This is a genomic window from Leclercia sp. LTM14 (assembly GCF_023736175.1).
GTDB classification, from domain to species: Bacteria; Pseudomonadota; Gammaproteobacteria; order Enterobacterales; family Enterobacteriaceae; genus Enterobacter; species Enterobacter barmai.
The window spans coordinates 698,175-709,483 of record NZ_JAIKTT010000002.1; the positions used below are offsets into that span (position 1 = coordinate 698,175).

10 protein-coding genes are annotated in these 11,309 nt (G+C 62.5%); 5 read left to right on the plus strand and 5 right to left on the minus strand.

Annotated elements, in window-relative coordinates; genetic code table 11:
* Positions 1 to 12 precede the first annotated feature (12 nt).
* Genes astE through K5I40_RS07865 form a run of 5 tightly spaced genes read right to left on the minus strand, consistent with a single transcriptional unit; the run spans position 13 to position 6,036 of the window.
* On the minus strand, positions 13 to 978 hold the full coding sequence (astE, locus tag K5I40_RS07845; RefSeq protein WP_223074249.1) for a succinylglutamate desuccinylase: 966 nt from the start codon (positions 976 to 978) through the stop codon (positions 13 to 15).
* Positions 979 to 988: 10 nt separating this feature from the next.
* On the minus strand, positions 989 to 2,314 hold the full coding sequence (astB, locus tag K5I40_RS07850) for an N-succinylarginine dihydrolase (RefSeq protein ID WP_223074250.1): 1,326 nt from the start codon (positions 2,312 to 2,314) through the stop codon (positions 989 to 991).
* On the minus strand, positions 2,301 to 3,788 hold the full coding sequence (gene astD / locus K5I40_RS07855) for a succinylglutamate-semialdehyde dehydrogenase (protein ID WP_223074251.1): 1,488 nt from the start codon (positions 3,786 to 3,788) through the stop codon (positions 2,301 to 2,303). The genes astB and astD overlap by 14 nt, the downstream gene beginning before the upstream one ends.
* On the minus strand, positions 3,785 to 4,819 hold the full coding sequence (astA, locus tag K5I40_RS07860) for an arginine N-succinyltransferase (RefSeq protein WP_223074252.1): 1,035 nt from the start codon (positions 4,817 to 4,819) through the stop codon (positions 3,785 to 3,787). Before astA ends, astD begins: the two co-directional genes overlap by 4 nt.
* Positions 4,816 to 6,036: an aspartate aminotransferase family protein gene (locus K5I40_RS07865; protein ID WP_223074253.1), complete on the minus strand. Its 1,221-nt coding sequence runs from the start codon at positions 6,034 to 6,036 to the stop codon at positions 4,816 to 4,818. Before K5I40_RS07865 ends, astA begins: the two co-directional genes overlap by 4 nt.
* Positions 6,037 to 6,480: 444 nt before the next feature.
* Between K5I40_RS07865 and xthA the strand changes: the two genes are divergently transcribed.
* The 5 genes from xthA to K5I40_RS07890 are packed head-to-tail and all read left to right on the plus strand — an operon-like array spanning position 6,481 to position 11,302.
* Complete coding sequence (gene xthA / locus K5I40_RS07870) at positions 6,481 to 7,290, plus strand: exodeoxyribonuclease III (protein WP_039029044.1); 810 nt, start codon at positions 6,481 to 6,483, stop codon at positions 7,288 to 7,290.
* A 6-nt stretch (positions 7,291 to 7,296) separates the two neighbouring features.
* Positions 7,297 to 7,977 carry a TVP38/TMEM64 family protein gene (locus K5I40_RS07875; protein WP_375540630.1) on the plus strand — a complete coding sequence of 227 codons (681 nt, stop codon included), beginning with the start codon at positions 7,297 to 7,299 and terminating at the stop codon, positions 7,975 to 7,977.
* Between the two features lie 21 nt (positions 7,978 to 7,998).
* Positions 7,999 to 9,162 carry an ABC transporter substrate-binding protein gene (locus K5I40_RS07880; RefSeq protein ID WP_375540631.1) on the plus strand — a complete coding sequence of 388 codons (1,164 nt, stop codon included), beginning with the start codon at positions 7,999 to 8,001 and terminating at the stop codon, positions 9,160 to 9,162.
* Entirely contained in the window at positions 9,135 to 10,670 is a 1,536-nt protein-coding gene (locus K5I40_RS07885; RefSeq protein WP_223074256.1) for an ABC transporter permease subunit, read from the plus strand. Before K5I40_RS07880 ends, K5I40_RS07885 begins: the two co-directional genes overlap by 28 nt.
* A complete protein-coding gene (locus K5I40_RS07890; RefSeq protein WP_223074257.1) occupies positions 10,670 to 11,302 on the plus strand; it encodes an ATP-binding cassette domain-containing protein in 633 nt (210 codons plus the stop codon). The genes K5I40_RS07885 and K5I40_RS07890 overlap by 1 nt, the downstream gene beginning before the upstream one ends.
* Positions 11,303 to 11,309: the final 7 nt, after the last annotated feature.

An 11,309-nucleotide genomic window follows, 5' to 3' on the forward strand; every position in this document is an offset into this window, starting at 1 on the left:
GCCAGATATTTATCAGCCGATTTTTTCCAGCATCAGCCCGGCGCGTAAGCCAAAGGCCACTGCCGGATTGGGGAACAGCACGTACTCGGTCGGCTTTTGCACCTCGTAGCGCTCGTCCCCATCCTCTGCCAGTAAAACGCCCTGGCGGAAAGGGGTAAAGTTGAGGGTATGCCCGGCCATATGCAGGACAAAGGCCTCGCTGCGCCGGGTGATCTGCTGCACCACACGATACTGCTCCACTGGCTCAGCGTGCGGCGTCGAGGCCACACCGCTCAGCAACGCCCGCAGCGCCTGATGGGTGGTGGCAAAGCGCGTCAGATCGTTATGCCCGAACGGCAGCGCTTTCCCCAGCTCCAGCGTGCAGGCAAGCGCGCCAAAACGCTCGCAGGTGAAATGGGTAAAGGTACCGCCAGGCGCCTGATGAAACACCAGCGCTTCAAGCCCGGCATCCCCCAGCCACTCAATAAAGGCCTCGTCCCAGGGCTGACTGCGCTGGGGCAACACACCAAATCGCTCATGATAAGAGGCACGAATGGCGGTATGCAGATCGAGATGCCAGCGATCGGCTCCCGCCTTCTGGTAAAACGCCTCAACCAGCGTCTCCAGCAACGCCGCCCGTGCGGTCTCATCGCAGGCCGGAAACTGCGCTCCGCGCCCGCTGAACAGGCGATTGATATCGCAGGTCAGGTAGCGCTTGTCGGCCCGCAGCGCCGGAGGATTGCCGTAGATGACCAGCAGACGGCAGCGCAGGGTCAGTTCACCGCGAAACAGCGCCCTGACCAGCAGATCGACAATCTCCACCGGGGCCGTTTCGTTGCCGTGGATCCCGGCAGAGAGCACCAGGGCGCGCTCGCTTGCCGCCTCCGGGATTAGCTCCAGCACGCCGCGTGCCAGCCAGCGCCAGTGAAACGACGCCCCGTGGCCTTCGCGCTGGGCGGGGGGTTCATCGGCCATCGTCAGCGCCAGAAAGTTTTCCATAACGCCTCCTTTATTGCTGGAACGGATAGACGGAGCCGAGCTGCAAAATGCGCGTCAGGGCATCCAGCGCCTCGCGCCCTTCCCGCAGCAGCAGCGGGTCGATCAGATCGGCCTGGGTCAGACGGTCGCGATAGTAGCGATCCACCCAGTCGTTAAGCGTGTTGAACAGGGTATCGTTCATCATCACCGCCGGGTTCACCGCCCGCTGCTCTTCGGTGGTCAGCACCACGCGCAGGCGCAGACACGCCGGACCGCCACCGTTGGCCATGCTTTCACGCAGATCGAACACCCGTAGCTCGCTGATGGGGTTATCCTCTGCCACCAGCTGGCTCAGGTAGCGCCAGACGCCCGGGTGGTTCTGCGACTCCTGGGGCAGAACCAGCATCATGCTGCCGTCGTCGCGGCTAAGGAGCTGGCTGTTAAACAGGTAGGTTGCCACCGCGTCCTGCACCGGGACCGCCCCGGTCGGCACCACAATAGGCATAAAGCCGGGCACGCGATCGCGCAGGGACTGCAACAGCGCGGGCTGATCGACAAACGCCTGCTCGTGGCAGAACAGCACCTGACGATTTGATACCGCAATCACATCGTTATGGAACACCCCCTGGTCAATCACCAGCGGGTTTTGCTGGGCAAATATCAGCTGCCCCGGATTGACCTGATTCAGGCGGGCCACGGCCTGGCTTGCGGCCAGGGTCTGACGGGCCGGGTAGCGGGCAGGCGCGCGGCCAGCCCCCTCGTCACGGCCATAGATAAACAGCTGCAGGCCCGGCTCGCCGTAATCGCCGCCGAGACGGTTATGGTTGGCCGCCCCTTCGTCGCCGAACATTGCCACCTGCGGCAGCGCCGTATGCACGCTGAAGCGGGATTCATCGCGGAAGATGGCGCGCAGTACCTGTTCCGTGGTGCCGGCCTCACTGGCGCGGTGGAACTTGTTATTGAGGTTCGCCACCGTCAGATGCACTTTCCCGTCGAGGGTATCCGCAGACGGGGCCACCGTGGCGGCGTTGGCCACCCACATAGAGGAAGCCGAGCTGGCAGCGGAGAGCAGCTGCGGCATCTGGGTGCCCGCCTTTTCCACCACCTGCTCGTCCGTGCCGGTAAAGCCAAGCTGACGCAGCACACCGACGTTGGGCCGCTCCTGGGGCGGGATCACCGCCTGAGGGAAGCCCGCATCGGCCAGCGCCTTCATCTTTAACAGACCCTGCTTTGCCGCCAGCCGCGGGTTGGAGATCTGAAAGCGGTGCTTTGTAGAGGCCTCATTGCCGAACGACAGCCCGGCGTAGTGGTGGGTCAGCCCCACCAGCCCGTCGAAGTTAACTTCACGCGCTTTCATGACGCTTCTCCCGTGTAAAATCGAGACCCGGATTCAGCTGCTCCGGCAGGACGATGGCGGCGGTCTCGAGGCTCGCCATCGGCCAGGCGCAGTAATCTGCCGCATACCAGGCGCTGGCGCGATGGTTGCCGGAGGCCCCCACCCCGCCAAAGGGTGCGGTACTGGCCGCGCCGGTGAGCGGTTTATTCCAGTTGACGATCCCGGCGCGGGCCTCCAGCAGCAGCTGGTCAAAGCGCTCGCGATCCGGGGAGATCAGCCCGCAGGACAGGCCGTAGCGCGTGGCGTTCGCCATGGCGATGGCCTGGTCAAAATCGTCGTAGCGCCAGACGCACAGCAGCGGGCCAAAGACCTCTTCATCCGGCACGTCGCGCACGCCGGTCATCTCAACAATGGCCGGGGTGAGTAAAGAGGTGCCCGCTTTCACCAGACGCGGTTCCAGCAGCGACTGGCCCCCACGGGCGACATGCTCCCGCCAGGCGTGATAGACATTTTTTGCCGCCTGCTCGGAAATCAGCCCGCCGATAAACGGCTGGTCGCTGGCATCCCACGCGCCCGGCAGCAGGCGTCCGCTCACTTCGGCCAGACGGGCCAGGAAGGCATCGCCTTCTGCCCCGCTTTTTACCAGCAGGCGACGGGCGCAGGTGCAGCGCTGCCCGGCGGTAATAAAGGCTGACTGGATCGTCAGGTGAACCGCGGCGTCGATATCCGACGGGTCGTCAACGATTAGCGCATTGTTGCCGCCCATCTCAAGAGCCAGAATTTTTTCCGGCTGACCGGCGAGCTGGCGATGCAGCTGGTAGCCGGTCCCGGCGCTGCCGGTAAACAGCAGCCCGTCGATGTCGCCGAGGGCGCTCAGGGCCTGGCCGGTTTCACGTCCGCCCTGCACCAGGTTCAGCACGCCCGGCGGCAGCCCGGCCTGCTCCCACAGTTTGACCACCGCCTCACCGCTCCACGGCGTCAGCTCGCTTGGCTTGAAGATCAGGGTGTTGCCCGCCAGCAGCGCGGGCACGATGTGGCCGTTCGGCAGATGACCGGGGAAGTTATAGGGGCCAAACACGGCCAGCACGCCGTGCGGGCGATGGCGCAGCGTGGCGGCACCGTCTGCCATCTCGGTGCGCTGCTCGCCGGTGCGGGTGTGGTACGCCTTTATCGAAATGGCGACCTTGTTGATCATGGCGGTGATTTCGGTCGCCGCCTCCCAGCGCGGCTTGCCGGTTTCGCGGGCAATAATGCTGGTCAGCTCCTGTTTATTCGCCTCCAGCAGGGCAGCAAATTTCTCGACAATCGCCTGGCGAGCGCTGAACGGCAGCTTCGCCCAGCCGGGGAACGCGCCGCGCGCCGCGCGGCAGGCCTGTTCAACCTGCGCCGGACTGGCGTCCGCCCCCTGCCACAGCAACTCCTGGCCTACCGGGTTGTGTTTGCTGCGTTGCTCACCTTCGCCGGTGACCCAGTCGCCGTTAATCCATAAGTTCATACCGTTTTCTCCTCGGGGCACAGGCGCACCATGCGAATACGATCGCCAGCGCGGCATTTCAGGGCATCCAGTTGCGCAGGTGTCAGCACCAGACGTTCACAATCAGGGTCCACGCGGATCAGCGTGGCGCGGAAATGGTCATACTGCTCGTTTGCCACCAGGCAGGCGGGAAATTCCCCCGGCGCAGGCTGGCCCTCGGCCACCTCCACCAGACGGCTTTTACGGATCGCCCGCACCCGGTCAATATCGCACTCCAGGGTCGGGCCGCCGTCGAAGATGTCGACATAGTTGCGGTAGCGGAAGCCCTCTTTTTCCAGCACCGCGCGCGCCGGGGCAGTGTGCGGATGCACTTCGCCAATCACCGCCTGCGCCTCGGGGCTGAGGAAATGGGTATAGATGGGGTGTTTCGGCATCAGTTCGGCGATAAAGGCTTTCTGCCCGGTGCCGCACAGGTAGTCCGCCTTGCTGAACTCCATGGAGAAGAAGCGTTCGCCCAGGCTTTTCCAGAACGGCGAGAAGCCGGTTTCGTCGATCACGCCGCGCATCTCGGCGACCACTTTTTCGTTAAAGCGATCGCGGAAGGCGGCCATAAAGAGAAAGCGCGATTTGGAGAGCAGATAGCCGTTGCCCTCTTTGCGCCACGTCGGGTCGAGAAACAGCGAGCACAGCTCGCTGCTGCCGGTGTGATCGTTACTGAGAAACAGCGTCGGCAGCGCGTTGTAGACGTTCAGCTCTTTCGAGGCATGCACCAGCGTGCCCACGCGGTAGTTGTACCAGGGATCGTTCAGGCCCACCGCCACCTCAATGGCGCAGATCCCTGCGACGGTGCCGGTGTCGGTATCTTCCAGCACAAACACATAACCCTGTTCGCCTTTCGGCAGCGTCCCTTGCCAGGTCTCGATGGAGCGCTCGATGCGCGCCGAGAGCGTATTTTCATCAACGGGAAGCGAGGTCAGCCCGCCTCCCGTCTTACCGGCAAGCTGCATGAGGGCGGGTAAATCACCGCGCTCAATGGGACGGATGACCATCATGATGACACCCCGGACTTCACCTGTTCACAGGCAAGCGCAAAGCGATCTAACCCGGTCCGCACCTCTTCTTCGCTGACAATCAGCGCAGGCGCAAACCGCACCACGTTAGCCCCGGCGATCAGTACCATCACGCCCGCTTTTGCCGCTTCCTGTGAAATAAGTTTAGCTTTTCCGGCGAATTCGTCCGTGAGTACACAACCGATCAGCAGCCCCAGACCGCGAATTTCTTTGAACAGGCCGGTTTTGCTGTTAATGGCCTGCAGACGCTCGACGAACCAGTCGTGACGCTGCTTCACGCCGTTCAGCACTTCCGGGGTGTTGATGATATCCAGCACCTGACCTGCCACCGCCGACGCCAGCGGGTTGCCGCCGTAGGTGGTGCCGTGGGTACCGACGGTCATCACGCGGGCAAATTTGTCGGTGGTCAGCATCGCCCCGACCGGGAAGCCGCCGCCCAGCGCCTTGGCGGTAGAGAGCACATCCGGCGTGACGCCATAGTGCATATAGGCATACAGCTCGCCAGTGCGCCCGACGCCGGTCTGCACTTCGTCAAAAATGAGCACCGCGTTGTGACGATCGCACAGCTCGCTCAGCCCCTGCAGGAAGGCTTTATCCCCGGGCAGCACGCCGCCTTCACCCTGCATCGGCTCGACGATCACCGCGCAGGTGGTATCGTCAATCAACTCGCTGGCAGACTGCAGATCGTTATAGACCGCGTGGCGGATATCCGGCGGCAACGGCGCGAAGTCCTGGGAATAGGAAGGCTGCCCGCCGGCGCTGACGGTAAACAGGGTGCGGCCGTGGAAGGCATTTTTGAAGGCCACAATGCCGCTCTTCTGGCTGCCGAAGTTATCGTGAGCATATTTGCGCGCCAGTTTCAGCGCGGCTTCGTTGGCCTCCGCGCCCGAGTTACAGAAGAACACTTTTTCCGCAAAGGTGGCGTCGATCAGTTTTTTCGCCAGACGCAGCGCGGGTTCGTTGGTGTAGCCGTTGCCGGTATGCCAGAACTTCGCCGCCTGGTCGTTCAGCGCCTGACGCAGGGCCGGATGGGCGTGTCCCAGGGCATTGACCGCAATACCGCCGGCGAAGTCGATATACTCTTTACCCTGTTGATCCCACAGGCGCGAGCCCTCTCCCCGTACCGGAATAAAAGCCGCCGGGGCGTAAACCGGCATCATCCATTCATCAAAGTTTTCACGCGTAACTGACAGAGACATAGCGACCTCATCCGGTAAATAAAAGGTTGATAAAATGTTAAATATTTATGTGTTTGCCCTGTGAATGTAGATTGCAGCGTTCGTGCCAGCCAGCGATAAAAATGCATAAACGGGATGAGGTAACGAAATATCAACAGGTTACAATATGGAGTTATTCACTGTTATTGCATAAAAAGTGAATATTTTTACAACAAGCGGCGCTTTACCGAAGGAAAAACAGAAATATTATGCATAGGCCAAATATAATTCTGGAATTGTGATCGCTCGCGAAATTTGTATAGCTTTTACGCGCCATCAGAGGGCGTTACGCGCCAGAACGGTGCAGAAATTGCACCGTTGATACAAGCTGTCGCAGTAATTGGCCGAACATACGCAGCGGCGGGAGTCAGCCGTCGGAAATTCTGCTACCATCCTTGCACTATTCACCTTGCACTGGCAGCGACTATGAAATTTGTCTCTTTTAATATCAACGGCCTGCGCGCCCGTCCTCATCAACTGCAAGCCCTCGTCGACCAGCATCAGCCTGACGTGATCGGCCTGCAGGAGACAAAAGTTCACGACGATATGTTCCCCCTCGAAGAGGTGGCAAAACTGGGTTACAACGTCTTCTATCACGGCCAGAAAGGCCATTACGGGGTGGCCCTGCTCACCAAAGAGACGCCGGTTTCGGTGCGCCGCGGCTTCCCGGGTGACGGTGAAGATTCCCAGCGCCGCATCATCATGGCGGAAATTCCCTCACCGCTGGGCAACATCACCGTGATCAACGGTTACTTCCCGCAGGGCGAGAGCCGCGACCATCCCCTGAAGTTCCCGGCGAAGGAGAAGTTCTATCAGGATCTGCAGTCCTTCCTCGAAACCGAGCTGAAAAAAGAGAATCCGGTGCTGATCATGGGCGACATGAACATCAGCCATACCGATCTGGATATCGGCATCGGCGAGGACAGCCGCAAGCGCTGGCTGCGCACCGGAAAGTGTTCCTTCCTGCCGGAAGAGCGCGAGTGGATGGGACGTCTGCTGGACTGGGGTCTGGTGGATACCTTCCGCACCGCCAACCCGGAAACCCAGGATCGTTTCTCGTGGTTTGATTACCGCTCTAAAGGCTTTGATGACAACCGCGGCCTGCGCATCGACCTGCTGCTGGCAAGCGCCCCACTGGCGGAGCGCTGCATCGAAACCGGGATCGACTACGAGATCCGCAGCATGGAAAAACCCTCTGACCATGCCCCGGTATGGGCAACCTTCGACGTGAAGTAAATGCGGATACATCGCGGTAAATTTCTGCTTATATGCGCCCTTCTGGGCGCATTTAGCATCATCTTTACGCAACTGCCTCCCGGCACGCTGACCCTGGAAAATCTCCAGGCGCAGCATCAGGCCCTGCGGCTTTACTGCCAGCAGGCACCGTTAAAAAGCGCCGCGCTCTTTTTTATTGTCTATGTGCTGGTCACCACCCTGTCGCTGCCGGGCGCAGCGCTACTGACCCTGCTCGGCGGGGCGCTGTTCGGCCTGTGGCCGGGGATTGTGCTGGTCTCGTTCGCCTCGACGCTTGGCGCGACGCTGGCAATGCTTACCAGCCGCTACCTGCTGCGTGACTGGGTGCAGCGCCGCTTTGCCGGGCCGATGCGCACCGTCAACCAAGGCGTCTCCCGCGACGGGGCGTTTTATCTCTTTGCCCTGCGCCTGGTGCCGCTGTTCCCGTTCTTTGTGGTCAACCTGCTGGCCGGAGTGACTACACTTGGCGTGAGACGCTACTGGTGGGTCAGCCAGCTCGGCATGCTGCCGGGGGCGATTGTCTATCTGAATGCCGGGCACCAGTTGGGGCAGATCGCCTCGCTGCGTGATATCCTCTCGCCCGGCGTGGTTTTTGCCTTCACGCTACTGGGGCTGCTGCCGCTCATCACCCGCTGGCTGCTGGCCCGTTTTTCCCGCACTTCTCCATAACAGGGAGGCATTATGCGCCGTGTGCGTTTTTGCATGTTGTTAACGGGCCTGCTGATGGCAGGACAGGCGCTGGCCGATGACGGCTGGCAGAAAATCAAACAGGACGCCCGGGGCCAGACCGTCTGGTTTAACGCCTGGGGCGGCGATGAGGCGGTGAACCGCTACCTGGACTGGGTGAGCGGCGAGATGAAAAGCCACTACGCCATCAACCTGAAGATTGTCCGTCTGGCGGATGCCGCCGACGCGGTGAAGCGGATCCAGACCGAGGCCAGCGCCGGGCGCAAAACTAACGGCTCGGTGGATCTGCTGTGGGTGAACGGGGAGAACTTCCGCACCCTGAAAACCGCCGGGCTGCTGCAGACCGGCTGGGCAAAAACTCTTCCCAACTGGCGCTATGTGGATACAACCAAACCGGTCAGCGAAGATTTCGCCATTCCGACCGAAGGGGCTGAATCCCCCTGGGGCAGCGCCCAGCTCACCTTTATTGCCCGTCGCGAACAGCTTGCTGAGCCGCTGGCGGACGCCGGGACGCTGCTGGAATACGCCAGCAAACATCCCGGCACCGTCACCTACCCCCGCCCGCCCGACTTTACCGGCACCGCGTTCCTGGAACAGCTTCTGCTGACGCAGACCACCCAGCCGGAGGTGCTGAAACAGCCGCCGGACAGCGCCACCTTTGCCCGCGTTACCGCCCCCCTGTGGGCCTATCTGGATAAGCTGCATCCTTATCTGTGGCGCGAGGGCAAAGATTTCCCGCCGTCTCCGGCGCGGATGGATGCTTTGCTGGCGAGCGGTAATTTACGCCTGTCGATCACCTTTAACCCGGCCCACGCCCGGCAGAAAGTCGCCAGCAAGGAGCTGCCAGCTGACAGCTACAGCTTTGGCTTCCGCCAGGGAATGCTCGGCAACGTCCATTTTGTGGCGATCCCCGCTAACGCCTCCGCTAGCGCGGGGGCAAAGGTCGTCGCGAACTTCTTACTCTCGCCAGAGGCGCAGATCCACAAGGCGGACCCGGCCAACTGGGGCGACCCAAGCGTGCTTGACCCGCAGAAACTGCCTGCCTCCCAGGCAGAAAAGCTGCGCCAGTTTATTCCGGCGGATCTTCCACCGACCCTTGGTGAGCCGCATGCCGCCTGGGTTAACGCGCTGGAGCAGGAATGGCTTCGTCGCTACGGCACCCACTAAGCGCCCTGGCCTGGCTGCTGCTGGGCACGGTGTATCTGCCGCTACTGCCCGCCTTCGGCCTGCTGATTCCGCCGGTTTTTTCTGCGGATAGCTGGCGGGCGCTGGCGGCCGATCCGCAGCTGCCGCAGGCGCTGATCGCCACTCTGGTTTCTACCCTGATAGCTGCCGCCGGGGCGCTGATGCTGGCCCTCGCGGTGGTGGCCGCGCTGTGGCCCGGCAGCCGCTGGCGGCGGCTGTGCAACCATCTGCCGTGGCTGCTGGCGATCCCGCACGTGGCTTTTGCCGTTAGCGTATTGCTGGTTTTTGCCGAAGGCGGCGCGCTCTATCGCGTCTGTACGATCTGCTCCCCGGTGATGGATCGCTACGGGATCGGGCTGGGCCTGAGCCTCGCCGTCAAGGAGAGCGCCTTCGTGATGTGGGCGATTTATGCCTCGCTGCCGGAGAAGGAACTGGCACAAAAAGTGACGATCCTGCGATCGCTGGGCTACGGCCGCTGGCAGGCGCTGCGCTGGCTGATCCTGCCCGCCATTGCCCCGGCGCTGGGGGCGGTAATGCTGGCGGTGATCGCCTGGTCGCTGTCGGTGGTGGATGTCGCCCTGATCCTCGGGCCCGGTAATCCCCCCACCCTGGCGGTGCTGGCCTGGCAGTGGCTGACGCAGGGCGACAGCGTCCAGCAGGCCAAAGGGATGCTGGTATGCGCGATCCTGCTGGTGCTGCTGGAACTGATCGCCATCGCGGTGTTTACCGGCTGGCGGCGCTGGCGGCGCACCATCCCGGCGGTGTCCGGGGAGCGCCCGACGCCGCGACCGCTTGTGATGGGACAAGCCTGCGGGGTGCTGCTCCCCCTGGCCGGTCTCGCCAGCATCGCGGTGCTGGTGCTGGTGGCGGGCAATGCCAGCGTCACGCGCGAGACGGCCGGGCTGAGCCTGACGCTGGGGCTGCTCTCTGCGGGTATTGCGCTGGGGATGATTCTGTTGTGGCTCGAGTGGGGCCCGCAGCGCGGCGCGTTCTGGGTCTGGCTGCCGCTGGCCCTCCCCGCCCTGCCGCTGGTGGCCGGGCAGTATCGGCTCGCGCTGATGTTACAGCTGGACGGACAGTTTATCGCCGTGCTGTGGGGGCATCTGCTGTGGGTGCTGCCGTGGATGCTGCTGGTGATGCAACCGGCCTGGCGCAGGCTCGATCCGCGCCTGATCCTGACCGCCCGCACGCTCGGCTGGGGATCGCTTAAAATTTTCTGGCTGATCAAATGCCCGCAGATGATCCGCCCGGCGCTGACGGCGTTCGCGGTAGGCTTTTCCGTCAGCGTGGCGCAGTATCTGCCCACCCTGTGGTTGGGGAGCGGACGGTTTACCACCCTCACAACCGACGCCGTCGCGCTCAGCAGCGGCGGGAGCAGCGCGGTGCTGGCGGCGCAGGCGCTGTGGCAGCTGCTGCTGCCGATGCTGGTTTTCGCCGCCTGCATTGTGCTTTCCAGGCTGATTGGCCGTTTTCGACATGGGTTACGTTAATGCTGATGGTCAAGGATGTTTCGCTCTCGCTGCGCCAGACAACGCTGCTGCATAACGTCAGTTTTACCGTGCAGTCAGGGGAGATCCTCACTCTGATGGGCCCCTCCGGCAGCGGGAAATCCTCGCTGTTTGCCTGGATGGTGGGGGCCCTGCCCGCGGATTTGCATGCCGAAGGGGAGCTGTGGATCAACGCCCGGCGCTGCGACACCCTGCCCACCGAGCAGCGGAGCCTGGGGCTGCTGTTCCAGGATGCGCTATTGTTCGATCACTTCAGCGTCGGGCAGAACCTGCTGCTGGCGCTCCCGGCGTCGGTCAAAGGCGCGGCGCGCAAACAGCAGGTCAACGACGCGCTGGACGCCGCCGAACTGAGCGGATTTTTTCATCGCGATCCGGCCACGCTTTCCGGCGGGCAGCGCGCACGGGTCAGCCTGCTGCGCGCCCTGCTGGCGCAGCCGCAAGCGCTGCTGCTTGATGAGCCGTTCAGTCGTCTGGATAAAACGCTCCGCGATCAGTTTCGCCGCTGGGTGTTTGCCGAAGTGCGCAGCCTGGGCATTCCGGTCGTACAGGTGACCCACGACGAGGACGATGTTCCGTCCGGCGGTCGGGTGCTGGCGATGGAGAAGTGGCAATGAATCGAAG

Bases quoted from the DNA above. Each gene is read 5' to 3' on its own strand.
- astE (WP_223074249.1), bottom strand. From the start codon at position 978: ATGGAAAACTTTCTGGCGCTGACGATGGCCGATGAACCCCCCGCCCAG.
- astB (WP_223074250.1), bottom strand. From the start codon at position 2,314: ATGAAAGCGCGTGAAGTTAACTTCGACGGGCTGGTGGGGCTGACCCAC.
- astD (WP_223074251.1), bottom strand. From the start codon at position 3,788: ATGAACTTATGGATTAACGGCGACTGGGTCACCGGCGAAGGTGAGCAA.
- astA (WP_223074252.1), bottom strand. From the start codon at position 4,819: ATGATGGTCATCCGTCCCATTGAGCGCGGTGATTTACCCGCCCTCATG.
- K5I40_RS07865 (WP_223074253.1), bottom strand. From the start codon at position 6,036: ATGTCTCTGTCAGTTACGCGTGAAAACTTTGATGAATGGATGATGCCG.
- xthA (WP_039029044.1), top strand. From the start codon at position 6,481: ATGAAATTTGTCTCTTTTAATATCAACGGCCTGCGCGCCCGTCCTCAT.
- K5I40_RS07885 (WP_223074256.1), top strand. From the start codon at position 9,135: ATGGCTTCGTCGCTACGGCACCCACTAAGCGCCCTGGCCTGGCTGCTG.
- K5I40_RS07890 (WP_223074257.1), top strand. From the start codon at position 10,670: ATGCTGATGGTCAAGGATGTTTCGCTCTCGCTGCGCCAGACAACGCTG.